The following is an 18,413-nucleotide window of genomic DNA, read 5'->3' on the forward strand; positions in this document are numbered from 1 at the left end:
ATACCTTTCATTTTACAATATTGGACAATACACCATTGACAAACTTTCCAGATTGCTCATCCCCATATTTATTAGCTAATTCCACCGCTTCATTGATTGCCACCTTTAAAGGAATATCTTCCATATAAAGGATCTCATATGTTGCGATACGCAATATGGCTCTTTCAACAGTAGCAACCCGATTTAAAGACCAATTCTTTAAATATTTAGTAATATGTTGATCAAGTGATGCTTTATTTGTTAGAACACCATGTGTGATGTCACTTAAATATGGGTCCTTCGTTTCGTACTTTGTGATTTGGACTTCCAATTCTTGTACTTCCATTTCATTCATATCGATTTGAAATAAAATTTGAAATGCTTTTTCCCTAACTTCTCGCCTATTCATCTGATTTGACTCCTCCGAATATATCTCATACAAATCATACCATGATTCATTATGCAATGCTATTGTCAATCATGTCGTTATCACAGTAAAATCAAGGCCAAAAGAATACAATCCCCTTGGCCTTGAAAAATGACTAATTAGATTCATTTTTATTCATTTCAATACCTACGACATGAATATTTATTTCCGATATCTCCAATGCTGTCATTGTTTTGAGTGTTTGTCTAATATTTGCTTGAGCTTTTTGAGCAACTTCCGGAATCGAAATACCGAATGCTAATTTAACAAATAGATCGATGACAATGGCATCATCCGTCAATTCAACTTTGACACCTTTCTTATGGGACTTTTTACCGAACGCTTCAACAACCCCAGTGGCAAAGTTACCTTGCATTGCTGCAATACCATCTACTTCAGAAGCCGCTATACCAGCAATGACTTCAATAACTTCTGGAGCAATCTCTACCTTACCTAATCCTGTATGATCACTTACATTTACTGAACTATTTTCCATTGTTTCACTCCTCTAATCGTTTTGACTGTCAACGATTGGATAGTCTTTTAAGAAATTCGTATTAAAATCACCACTAATAAATATATCATGTTCCATTAGGGCATGATGGAAGGGTATTGTCGTGTGAATCCCATCAATGACGAATTCATCAAGTGCTCGTTTCATCCGCCTTATTGCCTCTTCACGAGTTGAACCATAAGTAATCAGTTTAGCAATCATCGAATCATAATGTGGTGGAATCGTATATCCTGAATAAACAGATGAATCAACCCTTATCCCTAGACCACCCGGCGGTAAGTACATCTCTATTTTACCAGGTGAAGGCATAAATTGTTTAAATGGATTTTCTGCATTAATACGGCATTCAATTGACCATCCATTAAACTCGATTTCTGCTTGTTTTATACTCAAAGGCTCATTATTAGCTATTCTAATCTGTTCTTTAATTAAATCGACACCTGTAACCATTTCTGTTACAGGATGTTCAACTTGGATTCGTGTATTCATTTCCATAAAATAAAATTGTTTTGTTGAACGGTCAAAGATGAATTCGATTGTACCAGCCCCAACATAGTCAACAGCTTCAGCTGCTTTAATTGCGGCTTCACCCATCTTTTTGCGAATATCTGGTGTAATAGCTGGAGATGGTGTTTCTTCTACAAGTTTTTGTAAACGGCGTTGGATTGAACAGTCTCTTTCACCTAAATGTATCACATTTCCATGTTGGTCTGCTAGTATTTGTATCTCTACATGACGAAAATCTTCAATATATTTTTCTAAATAGACTCCTGGATTGCCAAAAGCTGTTTCTGCTTCTTTTTGTGTAATCTTAATACCTTGGATGAGATCTTTTTCATCGTATGCCACGCGAATACCTCTTCCTCCACCACCTGCTGTCGCTTTAATGATGACTGGATAGCCTATTTCTTTTGCTACTTTTAATGCATCTTCTTCATCTGTTATAACGCCATCTGAACCTGGAACAATTGGGACATCAGCTTGTCTCATCGTTTCGCGCGCGACATCTTTTATACCCATCTTCTGAATAGCTTCAGGTGAGGGCCCTACGAAGGCTATAGAGCAAGCTTTACATACTTCAGCAAAGTCAACATTTTCAGCTAAAAAGCCATATCCTGGGTGAATCGCATCAACATTTGTTAATGTAGCAACACTCATGATGTTTGTGAAATTTAAGTAGCTTTCTGTACTTGGAGCAGGACCAATACAATACGCTTCATCTGCTAACTGCACATGAAGGGATTCCTGGTCTGCTTCTGAATAAACAGCTACCGTTCTTATTCCGAGTTCTTTACATGCGCGTATAATACGTACAGCTATTTCGCCCCTATTAGCAATTAACAGTTTCTTAATCAATTGTCTTCGTCCCCTCATTTTGTTTTAACTCTAAATAATGGTTGACCGTATTCAACAAGCTCACCATTTTTAACCATGATTTCTACAATTTCTCCGGAAACTTCAGCTTCAATTTCATTAAACAGTTTCATCGCTTCTAAAATACATACAATTGTATCCTTTTCAACCTTTGAGCCAACTTTTACGTATGGGTCACTTTCCGGACTAGGCGCAGAATAAAATGTCCCGACCATTGGTGAGACGATTTCATGATCATAATCAACCTCTGTGCTGTTTCCTGCACTATTTCCTGGCTGGCTTTCTGTTTTAGGCTCGGATTGTAGAAGTGGTTCAACAACGGTTTGTTGTATCGCTACATCACTTGGTTCAACTGATTTGTATAGAGCAACGCCTTCGTTGGTATTGTTTGGATGTTTCTTCATTTTAATTTTTGTACCATTTGTTTCATATTTAAATTCATCAATCGACGATTCGTCTATCATTTTAATAATTTCACGAAGTTCTTCGAGTTTTAACATCAGTGACACCTCTCATAAGTTAATTTTAATATTAGGTATTAATAACTCCTCTTAACATTTTACGCTAACATGAATGCAAAGTTCAATACATATCATTATTTGATCCATATCAATTGTTAGACAAACCGTTGATCCACTTGTCTTCTATTATATTGATACAAGTATAACAGGATTCGTTTCTTGAAGCGACTACCAATTGAATAAAAAATGATTTAGGAATAGGTCCTAAATCATTTTCTATTTAAGTTTATTTAGTTGCTTTTACTTCTTGAAAGATAACATCAACCGTTAAATCACCGAATTCATCACGTACAAGTTGCATAATGTGGTCTACTTCTTCTTTAGAAAGTTCCTCTTCTTTGACATGAACTTGTACTTTTTCACCATTTGAGCGAACTAACACATCTTGATATTCCTTCTCAGATAGAAGCATTTTTTCTAGAATAAACTCTTTTGATGCCGTTTGTCCTAATTGTTCAATCGTATTTAATGCGTCATTTTTTTCATCTGATGTGGCATCACTTGATGCGACAATTTCTTTCAGTCGATCCATCGTGCGACTCCGCTCATCTTCAATGTTCATTCGAATGGTTGTAAACACCTCATCTTCACTGCCACTTGTTACATTCACATCAATACCTTCATCATCATTTTCATTCGGTTGTCCAACATCTGCCGTCGGATCATTTTTAAAAGCTAAATCTTCTCTGTCAGGTGATAAAATATAATAGATACTTAATACGATAATGAGACTTAACATCGTTAACAGCCAAACGGTTTGTTTTTTCAACATACTTTTCCTCCTTAATTTTTTGGCATAACTGATACACGGTGAGTCGGAACATCGAGGACCTTAGAGACAGCGTCAAGAACACCTTTTTTAACAGTTGCGTTTTCTACTCCTTTTGCGATGATAATAACACCTCGAACATGTGGTTTTTTTGTTTGTACTTGCAAAGGTGTTTCTTTATCACCTTGCCTAATCACAACAACTTGTGTTTCTTCAGTCGTTTCTTCAATCTGTCTACTACCGCCATTGCGATCCTCTTCATCAGTTACTTGATTACCACTGATTAAATTTTTTTCATATATTTTTATATTTGTTGAATCTAAGTTGACCATCACATCGACCTCAGAAACACCTTTAATGTTTTGCAGGATCGTCTGTAATTGTTTTTCATAGCTTTTTTCCAAATCGGAGTAATCTATATTAGACTTTGCATCTGAGTACTCCCCAGTAGACTGTGATGCTGTTTGGTTCTCATCGTTTAATGTGATCAACGTGTCATCTTGTTTTGTGGGAGTAAAAAATTGATTAATAATTAGTAGAAGCAAGCCAACAAGTCCGATTAATATGATATAGCTCCTCATTGGAGATGTTTTTTCATCTTTCTTGTCCTTTGATAAAAAATCTTTCAATTTCTGAAACAATGTCTTATCCCTCCCACATGATTACAATACTTTTATCAGTTAATTGCCAAATCTCCTTTAAACGTTCGGTCATTTCATCGGTATTTTTGATGCTAGGTTTTTCTTTTTTTTGTTTCGTATTAATTTTCACTTCTGAAACGTCATGAACCACTCCCTCTCGCTTCTCTCCATCACTTGCTACATAAACAATCACCTCTTGTAAACTTTCATAAGAGAAGTCCTGTTCATTTGTAAATTGAAAGTCAATGGACTCAATCCGAGCCTGGAATTCTTCTCTTATCGGTTGTTCGGCAAGTTCTCTTAATTGGACAGCCATTTGTTCTAAAATATATGCATGTTGAGTTGATTCTATTTCTTTTTTTTCATTTTCAATCATTTTTTCTATTTCTCCCTCTGAATGATGACGTTCGTTTGTGTGTAAATATTGAGCAAAAATGTGATTCATTGAAGATTTAATATCAATTTGAAAGAAATGTAAGACGGGTTGGAGAAACAAAAGAATTAAAATCAATCCGACTACAAAACGGATATATTTTTTTAATGTATCTTTTGGGGTTAAAAAATCAATAATGATCGCTAATAAAATAAATACAATGATTTGACTTGTCCAGTCGATAATATAAGACATGATTTCCCCCCTTATCGTATCAGCATTGTTAAATTACTAGCTGCTATGATAATGACGATACCTAAAAAGAACATAAATGAGACGACTAATAGGCAAGCGAGGATATAAAATATAAACTGACTAATTGTTTCCATGCTCGTAATCACTGGCCCATCTCCAAGTGGCTGGAGAACGGCAGCAGCCACCTTGTAAATGATGGCAATAGCTAAAATTTTTAATGCGGGAAATATTGTTATAAAAATGATAACGACAACGCCGACCATACCAATTGCGTTTTTTAATAATAGTGATGCACTTAAGATCGTATCTGTCGCATCTGTAAACGTTCGTCCGATCACGGGGATGAAATTCGCTGTAATAAATTTTGCTGTTTTCAATCCAATACCATCCCGAATAGCACTAGTAGCTCCCTGAACAGACATTACCCCTAAAAATATCGTTAAAAAAACACCTAATGACCCAATTGCGACGGATTTAAATAGTTTTGCTAAGTTGGTTACTTTATAGCGGTCACTTAAGCTACTAACAATGATTAATAATGCTGATAATAGAAGTAATGGTAAGATAAACTTTCCAACAAGTAATCCGCTGCTATTGACTAGAAAAACAATGATCGGATGAAAAAACGTTACTGTAACTACATTACCGAACGTAGCCATAAACCCTAACATAAGCGGAATTAATGCGAGCATAAAACCACTCATCATTTCAATCGCCTCTTTGGCATACGTAAATACAGTATAGAAACTATTTAAAGCTATAAACAATAAGACAATATAAACGATAAAATAGGCTAATTTACTCACTGTGCTATTTTGAAAAGATGTGTGCAATGTTTGTAAAAATACAGAAAAGAGGGTCAATAACAATAACATGCTTAGTAATTTTCCATTGATGATGAATTCATGAAGTAAAAACTCAAAAAAACCGATAAAGATTTGCTTTAATGAGAAACCATCCTGTTTCTTTATATATTCGGTTATGCTTGTCTTTTTTAAATCAGGTAAGTATCCTCCGTATTCATCTCCTATACTTGTCCAGTACGTATCAATCTGATCTAGCGACATATTGTCTAATATCATATCCTCAAGTGGCATTTCTGTTTCTGCTGAAATCGAATTGCTAAATATGCCTATACAAAAGGGGATGAAAATGATGATGCGAAAGATAGCCATTTTTATTATTCCCCTTTCAAGTGTTCTTCTTTGTTAATTAACAGGAAGGAAATTGATAATCGCTTCTAATAATGCTGTAATAATCGGAATCGAAATGACTAAAATAAAAATTTTACCTGCCAATTCAATTTTTGTTGCTATAGATGATAGACCAGCATCTTTTGTTAAAGACGAACCAAGCTCGGTAATATAAGCAATGCCGATAATCTTTAAAATTGTTTCTATATACATCCCCTCTATAGAGGCTCTTTCACCTAAATAATGAATCAACTGAAACACACCATTTATATGTTTAATGACGACCGAAAAAATGAGAATACTAGAAACTAAAATAATTAAGAAACCGATCGGGGCGCCAAATTCTTGCAATATTAAGTACAAAATACTTGCAATCATACCGATAACAACAAGTTGAACAATTTCCATAGCAATCTATCCTTGGAATAAAAAGAGGGATTTTATTTTTTGGAATAGATCAGACAGACCATTAATCACAATGGCAAGGACAATGATAAATCCGACAAGAGTTGCAAAATGAGCAATCTCTTCCTTACCCATCTGTTTTAAAATGGTATGAATCATCGCTACAATAATACCGATTCCAGCAATTTGAAATAATATTGTTGCATCTAATATCATAGATACGCCCCTCCAAAAGTTAACAAACTTGGCATGATGTCAAATAAGTATTAGCACGATAAATACACCTAATAAAAAACCCAATGATTTTGCCATTTGAGAAAACTTTATATGTTGGTCTCGTGCTTCTTCTAATTCTCGATCTAAGTGAGTCATCGTTAAATAGATATGCTTTTGTTGTTGTGTTAAATCATGCTGTCCAATCGAACGGCCAAATTGATAAAGTATTTCCGCTTCATTATTTCCTAAATGGGAACGAGACAAAAATAAACGTACACTTTTTCGCCATACTTCAGGGAAATGGGCATCACTTTCATTCATCTGTTTCACTAATGTTTCAAACAAATAATTGACAGGATAAGGCATACGTTTGCTAATGACATTAAATGCCTCTTGTAAAGGCAGCTGACTGTATAACATTTCACCTTCTAGTATTTGTAAAGCATGCTTAAGCTGACGAATATGTTTAGGTCTTCCAGAAAGTCTATGACTCCATTCAAATCCAATCAGTGTTGTGGCGATGATGATTAGTATGGCGCCAAACCATTTCATGCTTATCGCCCCCTGCTTCTAATAATGGTCGCATCGTTGAATCATAAACTGCTTTTATATGCCCTATTTTTTTCTGATTTAAAATAACAAACCTTTCAAAAACATTTTGTTCAAATAATCGAGAAAATGAAGGTCTATTTCTAATATCTGTAACGGAATTTCCATGAGCAGTACAGATGACCGTTACGCCTGCATGAATAGCTTCCAGTAAGGCTGTAACATCTTGGTCACTGCCAATTTCATCAACTACTAAAATATCCGGTGACATCGAGCGGATAAGCATCATCATTCCCTCTGCTTTTGGGCAAGCATCTAAAACATCAGTTCTTTTACCTAAATCATGTTGCGGAATTCCATTAATCGATGCACCAATTTCAGACCTTTCATCAATGACACCAACTTTTTGCGCTGGAGCCTTTTGCCAACCGCTAGACATCATCCGAGTTAAATCGCGGATATAGGTTGTTTTTCCTGTTTGTGGTGCACCAATCATAAGCGTATTTTTATATCCTTTTTCATATAAATAAGGAATAAGTGACTTCGATACACCTTTTATTTGTTTAGCGATCCGAATATTAAAAAAGGAAATGGGCTGAATCGCTTTTACTACCCCATTTTCTGTATTAACTTTTCCCGCTATCCCAACACGATGACCGCCTTCAATTGTAATGAATCCTTCACGCAATTCATCTGATAACCGATATAATGAAAATTCACTTAATTGATTAACAACATAAGCACGATCTTGATGCGTTGGTATCGGTTCAGTCAGCCATTCATGATGATTGTCAAAAATTAATTCTATCGGTTTTTGAGTACGGAAGCGTATTTCTTGTAGTTTGTCCCACCGAGAAGTAAGCCTTTGCTCCAATTGCCTACGAATCGTATTCGGAAATAATCGAAGAATTTCTTCCACTCTTATCACTCTTTACAATTAACTTTATAAGCATTGTATGCGCAAATGGACAAAATATGATTAACTCTCTATAAAGACATAAAAAAAGAACAGCCGTTTAGACTGTCCTTTTAAAAAGTATCATAATTAAGAGCGGGATACATATTTACCGTCTGATGTATTAATCACTAACACATCGCCTACATTTACAAAGAAAGGCACTTGGGTAACGAGACCCGTTTCTAATGTCGCTGGTTTAGATCCTCCACTCGCTGTATCCCCTTTAATTCCAGGATCTGTTTCAGTCACAGAAAGTTCAACCGTGTTCGGTAAATCAATTCCTAGCACTTCACCATCGTACATGACTAACGATACTTCCGTGTTTTCTTTAATAAATTTTAGTTCATATTCAATTTGATTTGTCTGTAGTTCCACTTGTTCATATGTTTCTGTATCCATAAAAGCATGTGTATCACCAGATGCATATAAATACTGCATATTTTTATGTTCGACGTGAGCCCTAGCAACTTTTTCGCCAGCGCGGAATGTTTTTTCTTGAATATTACCATTCCTAAGATTACGTAATTTGCTACGGACAAATGCCGCTCCCTTTCCTGGCTTCACGTGTTGGAAATCAATGACTTGCCATACATCATTATCGAGTTGAATGGTAAGTCCTGTACGAAAATCATTAACAGATATCACTTATTTTCCTCCTTTAGTGTTAACTGACATACCTATAATATAATCAATTCTTTCGTCGCCTTTGTCAAGCGTTCGTTACCTGTTTTGGTAATGACAATATCATCTTCAATCCGGCAACCACCAACTTGCGGTACATATATACCAGGTTCAACAGTTACGACCATGCCTGGCTCTAAAACTGTTTCTGAAAGATACGATAATGAAGGTCCTTCATGAACTTCCATGCCGAGACCATGTCCTGTTGAGTGTCCAAAATACTCGCCATAACCTTTTTCAGTAATATAGTCACGGGTCAAAGCATCGGCTTCTTTTCCAGTCATACCTGGTTTAATTCCAGCTACTCCTCTTAATTGCGCCTCTAATACAATATGATAAATTTCTTCTAACTTGTCACTAATCTCGCCTACTGCTATTGTTCTTGTAATATCGGAACAATAGCCATTGTAAAGTGCACCATAATCTAATGTGACAAGTTCTCCTGCCTGGATTTCTTTATCAGAGGCGACACCATGTGGTAAAGCTGACCGGTATCCAGATGCGACGATGATATCAAAACTTGATGAGGTTGCACCTTTTTTACGCATGAAAAATTCCAGTTCATTAGCAATCTCAATTTCTTTTACACCCGGTTTAATATATTTCTGAATATGTACGTATGCATCATCAGCGATTTGTGCCGCTTTTTTCATAATTTCTAGCTCGGCTTCAGTTTTATACATACGAAGCTTTTCGATTACTTGATTTTTAGGGACTAGATCTCCTTTAATGACTTGTTTATATTGCTCGTAAGTAGCGAAGGTCAAATGATTTTTCTCAAAGCCGACACGTTTTGCATGCATCTTCTCAAGTTGTGAACTAATCTCTTTATGAATACCTTGCTTATGTTCGACAATCTTAAAGTGTTTAACCTGTTCACCAGCCTGTTCAGTGTAACGAAAGTCCGTAATAAAAACAGCTTCTTCTAAACCTACAATGGCTACTCCTGCTGTCCCAGTAAATCCAGTCATATAACGTCTGTTTTCAGGTTTTGTAATCAAAATGGCATCAAGATTCTCTTGTTCTAAGACTTGTCTAATTTTATTTATTCTATCCATTTTCTCAACTCTCCCCTTCTTCATTATTGTTGCTTTGGTATGACTTCCTCTAATAAGGCTTGCGTGGCAAGTTTATAGCCATAAAGCCCGAAACCAACAATTTGGCCGAAACTTGCGGATGCAATGAGTGATTGTCTTCGAAACGATTCACGCTGATGAATATTAGAAATATGCACCTCAATGACCGGTATATGAACGGCTAAGATAGCATCTAACAGCGCAATACTCGTATGTGTATAAGCAGCCGGATTAAAAATGATACCTGCATATTTTCCGGGAGCCCCTTGGATTTCATCAATTAAGACGCCCTCATGATTTGATTGAATACACGTCACATGATAACCTTCTCTATATGCAACTTCTTTTACTGTTCGTTCAATATCCGCCAGTGTAAAAGTACCATAGATACTAGGCTCACGTACACCTAATAAATTTAAATTCGGACCGTTTAGTAATAAAATTTGTTTCATGCTATCTAATCCCCTTATGGTATCACTTTTTATTTTACCATAAATAGGTTAGAAAGATAATGTAGGATTAAAATGTTTTTTATGTTAATCTTAATGTTTCGCTTGCTCATAATCGTATGAAATGGTATAGCCAATAAAGATACCATAAATAATAAAAAGACATAATGTCGTTACAATTGTGTCAAATGGTAATTCATCTAGTGATGGATTTTGGGGGAATACAGGTTTTAGTATATAAAAAGCGATCGCCCAAAGAGCAATTCCATAGAAAATTCCCGCTAAAATAGACTGGCTTTTCTTTAGAAAGATATAATATAAAAATGCCAGCCCTATAGAAACTAAACCACTCAATAGAATGGTTATCACATCCCCTAAAAACGTTTCTGTCCACTCTACCTTTAACCAGGACCGAAGTAAAAATGCCTTTGGAGAAACAACTGTGAAATTAAATACATATACAATGAGCCAAATCATGCTCCAAAACATACCACCAATAAAACCTGTCGACAAAGTATGGTTGATCGTGTTATTTCGAATGCTATTTCCCATCATATAACCCTCCAATTATCGTATTTTCCCAAAGACAACAAAACGATGCGTATTTGGGTAAAGATAGGTATAATAATTAAAAATAGTGGCATAAAAGAAATATAGTATGATGAATGAAAGGATTGAGTCAATATGAAACGTCAACATATTCTAGTCATGTTAATTGTCGGACTTGCCATCTTTGGTGTTCTATCACAACTAACAACTAACTTTACTGGGTTTATAAAACAGTTATTATATTTTTCAATTATTATTTCCATTATTTTGGTAATCGGCTATTTCTTAGTTAAGTTTCTGTCGAATCGTTCAGATGAAATGAAGAAATATAAACAAGCGGTTAGACAGTCAAAAAGAAAATATCGTTATCTTCATAAAGAAAAGAAGCAGCAGCAAAAAAACCGCACACATACATTTCGTAATCGTAAAAATCGTTCCCATCTTCATGTCATTGATGGAAAAAAGAAATGATGAATTCCTATTAGTTATATAAATATACCGTGATCTCTTCTCTCTGATTAACTGTAGCTAATAATATGTCTTCTAATCTATATAAATAAGTGATTTTTGTAAGTAACCAATTTTCGTCTTTCCCTATTTGTTCAAGTGCTTTAAAATCAATCATTCCTTCCTTTATGATTGGTATCGCGTGAAGAAACGGTTCAACGGTTAGTTTTAAATCATTTGGAGTCACTGTTTGATATTGTGGATTTAAAAACACCGACAAGCGACCCCCTGGTTCCCAGAATGCCAATGATACGTGGGAGACATCCAGTACCTTTTCTTTTCGTAATTCGGCTAATAAATAATCTAGTGAGATACGTGCTTTTTTTAAATGATGATAATTAATTTCACCATTTTTTATAACAGGAATCGCCTGTGGATCTATAAACAACCGCCAAGGTTTATATTTTAGGCTAGCAAAAATACCTAAACTATATAAAAAAACGATGACAGCCATTGTAATGAGTGAACCAGTCAATCCTAACTTTTCATCTGACAATGGGTGTGAAATAATGTTGCCTAACAATAAGGCCATCATGAAGTCAAGTAAACGTAGTTGAGCAATTGAGCGTTGCCCCATTACTTTTGCAATAATTAACAAAAAGAAAAAAGCTACAACAGCTCGTAGCCCCCACTGTATAGCTGTTAATGACTCTTGAGAAAAAAAGAAATCCATCTTTCCACATCCTCGAACAAATTTACGTTTGTTAGTATGTGCAATCATAGCTTAATTATGTTAAGTCTCTTAATATGCAATAAAAAAAGACGTGTACACAATATTCCATATACACGTCAAATCTGTATCATTCTTTTTCAAGATCCTGGTAGGATTTTAATGAGGCCATCTTTTTAAAAACCTCTCTGTATATTGCCTTCCTTTATCCTTTAATTGTTTGATGGTCTGCTCTGATAAATTAAAATCGGTTGTCTCAACTTCATGGACAGGGATGAAGATAATATTCGGTTCATCAGATTTCGATATATAGCGAGCATCATGTGCTTGTTTCATTGTAGAAAAAAGTGCCAGAAATAAATCAATCGCATGTTTTATTTTCCTAGGTGGAGTCTGTTCAACCGATTCACTTAATTTAACGCCGATCACAGGACGTTTGAGTGTTTTCTTACCGGGCTCATGTTGTTCAAATATCCATAATGGAAAATTACTTAATAAACCACCATCAACAATGATACTAGTACCCTGTTTTCCATACACTTTATCTGGCATGAAAAAAAATGGAAATCCCGCACTCATACGAACTGCTTTTGCAACTGAAAAAGTTTCTGATTGAATGCCATAGAGACGCTCTAAATCATCAGGTATGACAACGAGTCTGCCAAGAGTCAAATCACTGGCGACAACTTTCAAATATTCATGTTTTAAATCGCCAAATGTATGGATCCCCTTTTCAGCTAAAGCGTGCTCAATCCAACTTTCTAATTTTCTCCCTCGGTATAGACCGAGTTGGAAGTATAACAATAACCACTTACTCCCAGGAATCATCGTGGCCAGCTTTGGCGGATCTAATAGTTTTTTTAAATCTAATTGCTTAAGGATTTGTTTGATTTCGTCAATAGAGTATCCAGCTGCAAGAAATGACGCAAGGATTGCACCAGCGGATGTGCCAGCTACACGTTCAATGACTAAATTCGCCCCATAAATCTCCTCTAAAGCACCTAAAAAAGCATAGGCTTTCACACCACCACCAGAAAAAACGGCGTCTATTTTCATCTATCCGCTCCTCGCTTAACTTTTATTATTATTGTAAGCGACTGGCTAGATGATTAGAACTTATTCAGCTGGTGGATTCTGAATTTTTTGTAGCTGCTCTAATCTGTTTTCGTCTTCTTTAAAATATGTGACTAAATCTGCTATACGATCAATCGAGTTCCAACTAAGATGATGTTCAATTCCTTCTACATCATCATATATATTATCTGAATCAACACCAATAATTTCTAAAAATTCCTCTAGTAAATCATGGCGAAATACAAGTCTTTTTCCAATCTTATTACCTTTATCTGTTAATACAAAACCACGATATTTCTCATAATCTAAATAATTGTCTTTATCGAGTTTTTGTACCATCTTTGTCACTGATGAAGGATGAACCTCGAGTTCTTCTGCGATATCAGATACCCGGGCATAACCTTTTGTTTCAATCAACATATAAATTTTCTCAATATAATCTTCCATACTCGGTGTTGGCATTATATCTCCTCTTTCCCCTTATCAAAAAGGCAAAAATCTTTCATACAAATGATACCCTAAAAGCATTGATATTACAAGCTTCCCGGGAATGACTAAATACAGAAATTAAAAAAATACCTGTATTCATAAACATTTTTGGTTTGAGGAAAAATTAATGGCCTGCCTAATTTAGATGAATTTATTTTATAATAAACCTTTGAAAAAAATGTCGATAAACAATATAATGATATGTATTAAAGAAATACGGGGGAAGTATCCATGAAATTTTTAATCATTGCACTAGTTATTTTAGTAACCATTAGTGTGTTTCGTTATTTTAGACAGCGCGGTTTCTTAAAAACATTAACTGAGGCACAATTTATTGAAGGTTATCGAAAAGCGCAACTTATTGATGTTAGAGAACCACAAGAATTTAAAAATGGTCATATATTAGGAGCTAGAAATATTCCGCTTTCACAACTAAAGCACCGACTTGTTGAATTACGTAAAGACAAACCGGTCTATCTATATGGACAAAGTGAATTCCGCTCCGCTAGGGCTGCTCAAATCCTTCATAAAAATGGTTATCAAAATCTTAACCAACTTAAAGGTGGCTTTAAAAAATGGACTGGAAAAGTTAAACGTTAATAATGACCAAAAAAAGAAGTTAGGTAGTCGATTTTGAAATCGGAATCATCTAACTTCTTTTTAATTTAAGTAAATGACCCAAGATTCAAACAATCAATGATGATAACCGACCAACAAGAGAAGGTTCCAATTATCAAAGACCGATGATTGGAACCTTTTTAATATATTCTTGGCTAGTTTTGTCCTAGCCTTGATATATTATTCATTTTCTTTTGTATATTTTAAAACAGGTTTTCTTGCTGCTAATGTCTCATCTAACCGTTTTACGACAGTTGTATGTGGAGCTTCTTGAACAATTTCTGGGTTATTTTCCACTTCATCTGCAATTGTCAACATTGTTTCAATAAAGCCATCTAATGTTTCTTTCGTTTCAGTTTCTGGTGGCTCAATCATCATCGCTTCTTCTACATTAAGTGGGAAGTAGATGGTTGGTGGATGATATTCATAATCTAATAATCGCTTCGCAATATCAAGTGTACGAACACCAAGTTTCTTCTGTTTTTTACCAGATAAAACAAACTCATGTTTACAATGTTGTTCAAATGGTAGCTCGTATGCTGATTCTAGTTTACGCATAATATAATTGGCGTTCATTACGGCATATTCACTAACTTTCTTCAGCCCTTCAGCTCCTAACGTACGAATATACGTGTAAGCTCGTAGGTAAATTCCGAAGTTTCCATAATAAGGTTTGACACGACCGATTGATTGTGGGCGATCATAATCAAATGTATAACCGTTATCATCCTTAGTAATGACTGGCTTCGGTAAAAAAGGTTCCAATTCCTTTGTTACACCGATTGGGCCGGAACCAGGACCACCACCACCATGTGGACCAGAAAATGTCTTGTGTAAATTTAAGTGAACGACATCAAAACCCATATCTCCTGGGCGTGCATAGCCCATAATGGCATTTAGGTTTGCACCATCATAATATAATCGACCACCAGCTTCGTGAACGATTTTCTTCATCTCTAAAATTTCTGTTTCAAAGAGACCAAGCGTATTTGGGTTTGTTAACATTAATGCTGCTGTGTCTTCCCCAACAACTCGTTTTAAATCTTCTAAATCAACAAGCCCTTTTTCATTAGACTTTACTGTTATTGATTCGAAACCTGCAACTGTTGCAGATGCAGGGTTTGTTCCATGGGCCGAATCAGGAACAATAACTTTAGTCCGCTTAAAATCACCATTTGCCTCATGGAAGGCACGAATCATCATTAAACCAGACCACTCACCATGGGCACCTGCAGCTGGTTGCAAAGAAATTTCATCCATGCCTGTAATTTCTTTTAGCTGCTCCTGCATGTCATACATCATTTCGAGTGCACCTTGCACTGTTTTCGGATCTTGATATGGATGAATATGACTAAACCCTGGTAGTCTAGCCACATCTTCATTTATTTTTGGGTTATATTTCATCGTACACGAACCTAACGGATAAAACCCGGAATCAACACCGAAATTACGTGTCGATAAAGCCGTATAGTGACGCATCAATTCTAATTCACTTAGTTCAGGTAATTCTGGTGGTGTTTGTCGAATATATTCATCTGAAAATTCTTCAGATAAATCCACTTCTGGCACATCTAATTCTGGGAGACTATAGCTGACTCTACCTTCTTTACTTCGTTCAAAGATTAACGGAAAATCTGTATTAGCCATTCAGAACAACCCCCAATTCTTTTACAAACGTATCAATTTCTTCTTTCGTGCGAATTTCCGTAACGGCTACTAACATATGGTTTTCCAATTCTGGATATACTGTTTGTAAATTATAACCACCAATGATACCTTTCTCTAATAAATGGTTATTCACAGCTGAGACTGATTTTGGTAATTTGATAACGAACTCATTAAAGAATGGACCTGAAAAAGCAACTTCAACACCTATATCTACTAGCTTCTGTTTTGCATAACGAGCTTTTTTCATGTTTAATAATGTCATTTTCTTCAGGCCATGTTTTCCTAACGAGCTCATAGCAACAGCGCTCGCCAAGGCATTTAATGCCTGGTTAGAACAAATATTAGAAGTTGCTTTATCACGACGGATATGCTGTTCTCTTGCTTGTAATGTTAATACAAAGCCGCGCTTACCTTCTTCATCAACCGTTTGTCCAACGAGACGACCTGGCACTTTACGCATTAATTTCTTTGTTGTTGAAAAATAACCACAATGTGGACCACCAAATTGAGTTGGAATACCGAAAACTTGTGTATCACCTACAACGATATCTGCTCCGAATTCAGCAGGCGGTGTTAGAAAGCCAAGAGACAATGGATTACTTGATACGATAAACATTGTCTTCTTTTGGTTTTTAATTAATTTGTTAATCTCAGCCATTGGTTCAACCTGTCCAAAGAAGTTTGGATACTGGATAACAACACCTGCAATCGTATCATCTAGTTCCTTTTCTAACTGGTTTAGATCTGTCACACCATCTTTATAGTCAATTTCAACGACTTCGATATGCTGTCCACGCGCATATGTCTCAATAACTTCCCTTGATTCAGGATGTACAGTTTTTGAAACAAGCACTTTCTTTCTTCTTGTTTGACCAGCACTTAAAGTAACGGCTTCTGCTAAAGACGTCCCTCCATCATACATAGAAGAGTTAGCTATTGGTAAGCCTGTTAACTCAGAAATCATCGTTTGGAATTCAAAAATCGCCTGTAAACCACCTTGAGAAATTTCAGGCTGGTATGGTGTGTATGCCGTGTAAAATTCAGACCTTGAAATGACATGGTCGACAACAGATGGAATAAAGTGATCATATACACCAGCACCTAAAAATGATGTATATTCAGTTAGATTATAGTTCTTATTCGCCATCCGTGTAAGTTCTCTTTTTAATTCTGGTTCACTGACCGGCTTTTTCAATTTCAATGGTTCTTTCAATAAAATCTCACTTGGAATATCTGAAAAAAGTTCATCAGATGACTCGACACCAATAGCTTCCAGCATTTCTTTTTTATCGTTTTCAGTCATTGGTAAATAACGAAAATCCATAATAAAGCCTCCCCCTATTGATTTACTTTTTTAAAAAAGGTGTTTCAATGATCTTCGCTTTTAATTTGCGTTTTCGCACTTGAACGTCTATTTCAGTACCTTCTTCGGCATAGGCTGTTTTAATAAGTGCTAGACCGATATTCTTTTTTAATGTTGGAGCTTGTGTTCCAGAAGTAACGTGGCCAATTCTTTCATCTTCATGCCACACATCATAACCCGTTCTTGGAATTCCTCGATCTATCATTTCAATACCAACTAATTTTCTTGTTGTTCCTTTTTCGAGTTGGTCTTTTAATACATCTTCTCCAATAAATGACACGCCTTTATCGACTTTAACAAAAAAGTTTAAGCCAGCTTCAATTGGTGTGATATCTTCAGACAACTCTTGACCATATAATGGTAAGTTCGCCTCAAATCGTAAAGTATCACGTGCACCTAAGCCAACCGGCTCTAACCCTTCCTCTTTACCGTTTTCTAATAAGGCATTCCAAAGTTTGGAACCGCATGATTGATCAATATATATCTCAAAACCATCTTCTCCTGTATAGCCAGTCCGAGAAACAATTGCTTCTGTATTTAATCCATGGAAACGAACATCTGAACGAAAACGGAAAAACTTAATGTCTTTTAAGTTTGTGTCTGTTAACTTTTGTAAAATCGTTTCCGCTTTTGGTCCTTGTAATGCGAGCTGAACATAGTCTTTAGTTACATCAGATATAATCAGTTCTTCGTTTGTGTAACGATTATGATCATTTAACCACTGTAGGTCCTTTTCTGTATTCGCTGCATTGACAACTAATAGGTAATAATTGTCATCTAGCATATAAATAAGGAAATCGTCGATGACTCCACCGTTTTCATTGCACATAAATGTATACTGTGCACGGTTAAGTGTTAGTTTTGACACGTCATTTGTCGTCATTTTTTGTAAGAATGACAAGCTTTTCGGTCCTTTAACGACGATTTCTCCCATATGAGAAACATCAAACAACCCTGCTTTTGTCCGTGTGACTTCATGTTCATGTTTAATTCCAGAGAATTGAACAGGTAAATCCCAGCCTCCGAAATCAATTGTTTTGGCCCCATATTTTTCATATTCTGAAAATAAAGGGGTTCTTTTTAGTTGACTCACGA

At 35.7% G+C, this 18,413-nt stretch carries 24 protein-coding genes; 2 read left to right on the forward strand and 22 right to left on the reverse strand.

Going from position 1 to position 18,413, the window contains the following annotated elements:
• Positions 1 to 7: 7 nt before the first annotated feature.
• The 16 genes from nusB to VIG73_RS15220 form a co-directional block, all read right to left on the reverse strand.
• Positions 8 to 388, reverse strand: a complete 381-nt coding sequence (gene nusB, locus VIG73_RS15145; RefSeq protein WP_331643538.1) for a transcription antitermination factor NusB — start codon at positions 386 to 388, stop codon at positions 8 to 10.
• 133 nt (positions 389 to 521) lie between these two features.
• Positions 522 to 902: an Asp23/Gls24 family envelope stress response protein gene (locus tag VIG73_RS15150; RefSeq protein WP_331643540.1), complete on the reverse strand. Its 381-nt coding sequence runs from the start codon at positions 900 to 902 to the stop codon at positions 522 to 524.
• Between the two features lie 12 nt (positions 903 to 914).
• A complete protein-coding gene (gene accC, locus VIG73_RS15155; protein ID WP_331643542.1) occupies positions 915 to 2,276 on the reverse strand; it encodes an acetyl-CoA carboxylase biotin carboxylase subunit in 1,362 nt (453 codons plus the stop codon).
• A gap of 14 nt (positions 2,277 to 2,290) precedes the next feature.
• Positions 2,291 to 2,794 carry an acetyl-CoA carboxylase biotin carboxyl carrier protein gene (accB, locus tag VIG73_RS15160; protein ID WP_331643544.1) on the reverse strand — a complete coding sequence of 168 codons (504 nt, stop codon included), beginning with the start codon at positions 2,792 to 2,794 and terminating at the stop codon, positions 2,291 to 2,293.
• Between the two features lie 247 nt (positions 2,795 to 3,041).
• On the reverse strand, positions 3,042 to 3,587 hold the full coding sequence (locus VIG73_RS15165) for a SpoIIIAH-like family protein (protein ID WP_331643546.1): 546 nt from the start codon (positions 3,585 to 3,587) through the stop codon (positions 3,042 to 3,044).
• Between the two features lie 11 nt (positions 3,588 to 3,598).
• Entirely contained in the window at positions 3,599 to 4,225 is a 627-nt protein-coding gene (spoIIIAG, locus tag VIG73_RS15170) for a stage III sporulation protein AG (protein WP_331643548.1), read from the reverse strand.
• 4 nt (positions 4,226 to 4,229) lie between these two features.
• Positions 4,230 to 4,853 carry a stage III sporulation protein AF gene (gene spoIIIAF / locus VIG73_RS15175; protein ID WP_331643550.1) on the reverse strand — a complete coding sequence of 208 codons (624 nt, stop codon included), beginning with the start codon at positions 4,851 to 4,853 and terminating at the stop codon, positions 4,230 to 4,232.
• Positions 4,854 to 4,864: 11 nt separating this feature from the next.
• Positions 4,865 to 6,028, reverse strand: a complete 1,164-nt coding sequence (gene spoIIIAE / locus VIG73_RS15180) for a stage III sporulation protein AE (protein ID WP_331643552.1) — start codon at positions 6,026 to 6,028, stop codon at positions 4,865 to 4,867.
• Between the two features lie 33 nt (positions 6,029 to 6,061).
• Positions 6,062 to 6,454, reverse strand: a complete 393-nt coding sequence (gene spoIIIAD / locus VIG73_RS15185; protein WP_331643554.1) for a stage III sporulation protein AD — start codon at positions 6,452 to 6,454, stop codon at positions 6,062 to 6,064.
• 6 nt (positions 6,455 to 6,460) lie between these two features.
• Positions 6,461 to 6,667 carry a stage III sporulation protein AC gene (gene spoIIIAC / locus VIG73_RS15190; RefSeq protein WP_331643556.1) on the reverse strand — a complete coding sequence of 69 codons (207 nt, stop codon included), beginning with the start codon at positions 6,665 to 6,667 and terminating at the stop codon, positions 6,461 to 6,463.
• Between the two features lie 39 nt (positions 6,668 to 6,706).
• Positions 6,707 to 7,219: a stage III sporulation protein SpoIIIAB gene (gene spoIIIAB, locus VIG73_RS15195; RefSeq protein WP_331643559.1), complete on the reverse strand. Its 513-nt coding sequence runs from the start codon at positions 7,217 to 7,219 to the stop codon at positions 6,707 to 6,709.
• Entirely contained in the window at positions 7,164 to 8,135 is a 972-nt protein-coding gene (gene spoIIIAA, locus VIG73_RS15200) for a stage III sporulation protein AA (RefSeq protein ID WP_331643562.1), read from the reverse strand. The genes spoIIIAB and spoIIIAA overlap by 56 nt, the downstream gene beginning before the upstream one ends.
• Before the next feature lie 126 nt (positions 8,136 to 8,261).
• A complete protein-coding gene (efp, locus tag VIG73_RS15205; protein WP_331643564.1) occupies positions 8,262 to 8,819 on the reverse strand; it encodes an elongation factor P in 558 nt (185 codons plus the stop codon).
• Positions 8,820 to 8,851: 32 nt separating this feature from the next.
• Complete coding sequence (locus VIG73_RS15210; protein ID WP_331643566.1) at positions 8,852 to 9,913, reverse strand: Xaa-Pro peptidase family protein; 1,062 nt, start codon at positions 9,911 to 9,913, stop codon at positions 8,852 to 8,854.
• A 23-nt stretch (positions 9,914 to 9,936) separates the two neighbouring features.
• Positions 9,937 to 10,383, reverse strand: coding sequence for a type II 3-dehydroquinate dehydratase (gene aroQ, locus VIG73_RS15215; RefSeq protein ID WP_331643569.1), 447 nt, complete (start codon positions 10,381 to 10,383; stop codon positions 9,937 to 9,939).
• 90 nt (positions 10,384 to 10,473) lie between these two features.
• On the reverse strand, positions 10,474 to 10,932 hold the full coding sequence (locus tag VIG73_RS15220; protein ID WP_331643571.1) for a YqhR family membrane protein: 459 nt from the start codon (positions 10,930 to 10,932) through the stop codon (positions 10,474 to 10,476).
• A gap of 132 nt (positions 10,933 to 11,064) precedes the next feature.
• Between VIG73_RS15220 and VIG73_RS15225 the strand changes: the two genes are divergently transcribed.
• Positions 11,065 to 11,400: an SA1362 family protein gene (locus tag VIG73_RS15225; protein WP_331643573.1), complete on the forward strand. Its 336-nt coding sequence runs from the start codon at positions 11,065 to 11,067 to the stop codon at positions 11,398 to 11,400.
• A gap of 10 nt (positions 11,401 to 11,410) precedes the next feature.
• Here VIG73_RS15225 and VIG73_RS15230 read toward each other — a convergent pair whose 3' ends face one another.
• The 3 genes from VIG73_RS15230 to mntR all read right to left on the reverse strand — a co-directional run bounded on the left by VIG73_RS15230 (position 11,411) and on the right by mntR (position 13,642).
• Complete coding sequence (locus VIG73_RS15230; RefSeq protein ID WP_331643575.1) at positions 11,411 to 12,109, reverse strand: DUF421 domain-containing protein; 699 nt, start codon at positions 12,107 to 12,109, stop codon at positions 11,411 to 11,413.
• 156 nt (positions 12,110 to 12,265) lie between these two features.
• The gene (locus VIG73_RS15235) at positions 12,266 to 13,162 is read right to left on the reverse strand and encodes a patatin-like phospholipase family protein (RefSeq protein ID WP_331643577.1); all 897 of its coding nucleotides are present in this window, start codon (positions 13,160 to 13,162) and stop codon (positions 12,266 to 12,268) included.
• 60 nt (positions 13,163 to 13,222) lie between these two features.
• Positions 13,223 to 13,642 (reverse strand): transcriptional regulator MntR, encoded by a 420-nt coding sequence (gene mntR / locus VIG73_RS15240; RefSeq protein WP_331643579.1) that lies wholly within the window; start codon positions 13,640 to 13,642, stop codon positions 13,223 to 13,225.
• A gap of 258 nt (positions 13,643 to 13,900) precedes the next feature.
• Between mntR and VIG73_RS15245 the strand changes: the two genes are divergently transcribed.
• On the forward strand, positions 13,901 to 14,269 hold the full coding sequence (locus VIG73_RS15245) for a rhodanese-like domain-containing protein (RefSeq protein ID WP_331643580.1): 369 nt from the start codon (positions 13,901 to 13,903) through the stop codon (positions 14,267 to 14,269).
• A gap of 198 nt (positions 14,270 to 14,467) precedes the next feature.
• Here VIG73_RS15245 and gcvPB read toward each other — a convergent pair whose 3' ends face one another.
• The 3 genes from gcvPB to gcvT are packed head-to-tail and all read right to left on the reverse strand — an operon-like array spanning position 14,468 to position 18,411.
• Positions 14,468 to 15,934, reverse strand: coding sequence for an aminomethyl-transferring glycine dehydrogenase subunit GcvPB (gene gcvPB / locus VIG73_RS15250; protein WP_331643581.1), 1,467 nt, complete (start codon positions 15,932 to 15,934; stop codon positions 14,468 to 14,470).
• The gene (gene gcvPA / locus VIG73_RS15255) at positions 15,927 to 17,279 is read right to left on the reverse strand and encodes an aminomethyl-transferring glycine dehydrogenase subunit GcvPA (RefSeq protein ID WP_331643582.1); all 1,353 of its coding nucleotides are present in this window, start codon (positions 17,277 to 17,279) and stop codon (positions 15,927 to 15,929) included. The genes gcvPB and gcvPA overlap by 8 nt, the downstream gene beginning before the upstream one ends.
• 22 nt (positions 17,280 to 17,301) lie before the next feature.
• The gene (gene gcvT / locus VIG73_RS15260; protein WP_331643585.1) at positions 17,302 to 18,411 is read right to left on the reverse strand and encodes a glycine cleavage system aminomethyltransferase GcvT; all 1,110 of its coding nucleotides are present in this window, start codon (positions 18,409 to 18,411) and stop codon (positions 17,302 to 17,304) included.
• Between the last annotated feature and the right edge of the window lie 2 nt (positions 18,412 to 18,413).

It is taken from the genome of Cerasibacillus sp. (assembly GCF_036516575.1).
Classification (GTDB): Bacteria; Bacillota; Bacilli; order Bacillales; family Amphibacillaceae; genus Cerasibacillus.

Bases quoted from the DNA above. Each gene is read 5' to 3' on its own strand.
- nusB (WP_331643538.1), bottom strand. From the start codon at position 388: ATGAATAGGCGAGAAGTTAGGGAAAAAGCATTTCAAATTTTATTTCAA.
- VIG73_RS15150 (WP_331643540.1), bottom strand. From the start codon at position 902: ATGGAAAATAGTTCAGTAAATGTAAGTGATCATACAGGATTAGGTAAG.
- accB (WP_331643544.1), bottom strand. From the start codon at position 2,794: ATGTTAAAACTCGAAGAACTTCGTGAAATTATTAAAATGATAGACGAA.
- VIG73_RS15165 (WP_331643546.1), bottom strand. From the start codon at position 3,587: ATGTTGAAAAAACAAACCGTTTGGCTGTTAACGATGTTAAGTCTCATT.
- spoIIIAF (WP_331643550.1), bottom strand. From the start codon at position 4,853: ATGTCTTATATTATCGACTGGACAAGTCAAATCATTGTATTTATTTTA.
- spoIIIAE (WP_331643552.1), bottom strand. From the start codon at position 6,028: ATGGCTATCTTTCGCATCATCATTTTCATCCCCTTTTGTATAGGCATA.
- spoIIIAD (WP_331643554.1), bottom strand. From the start codon at position 6,454: ATGGAAATTGTTCAACTTGTTGTTATCGGTATGATTGCAAGTATTTTG.
- spoIIIAC (WP_331643556.1), bottom strand. From the start codon at position 6,667: ATGATATTAGATGCAACAATATTATTTCAAATTGCTGGAATCGGTATT.
- spoIIIAB (WP_331643559.1), bottom strand. From the start codon at position 7,219: ATGAAATGGTTTGGCGCCATACTAATCATCATCGCCACAACACTGATT.
- VIG73_RS15210 (WP_331643566.1), bottom strand. From the start codon at position 9,913: ATGGATAGAATAAATAAAATTAGACAAGTCTTAGAACAAGAGAATCTT.
- aroQ (WP_331643569.1), bottom strand. From the start codon at position 10,383: ATGAAACAAATTTTATTACTAAACGGTCCGAATTTAAATTTATTAGGT.
- VIG73_RS15220 (WP_331643571.1), bottom strand. From the start codon at position 10,932: ATGGGAAATAGCATTCGAAATAACACGATCAACCATACTTTGTCGACA.
- VIG73_RS15225 (WP_331643573.1), top strand. From the start codon at position 11,065: ATGAAACGTCAACATATTCTAGTCATGTTAATTGTCGGACTTGCCATC.
- VIG73_RS15230 (WP_331643575.1), bottom strand. From the start codon at position 12,109: ATGGATTTCTTTTTTTCTCAAGAGTCATTAACAGCTATACAGTGGGGG.
- VIG73_RS15235 (WP_331643577.1), bottom strand. From the start codon at position 13,162: ATGAAAATAGACGCCGTTTTTTCTGGTGGTGGTGTGAAAGCCTATGCT.
- mntR (WP_331643579.1), bottom strand. From the start codon at position 13,642: ATGCCAACACCGAGTATGGAAGATTATATTGAGAAAATTTATATGTTG.
- VIG73_RS15245 (WP_331643580.1), top strand. From the start codon at position 13,901: ATGAAATTTTTAATCATTGCACTAGTTATTTTAGTAACCATTAGTGTG.
- gcvPB (WP_331643581.1), bottom strand. From the start codon at position 15,934: ATGGCTAATACAGATTTTCCGTTAATCTTTGAACGAAGTAAAGAAGGT.
- gcvPA (WP_331643582.1), bottom strand. From the start codon at position 17,279: ATGGATTTTCGTTATTTACCAATGACTGAAAACGATAAAAAAGAAATG.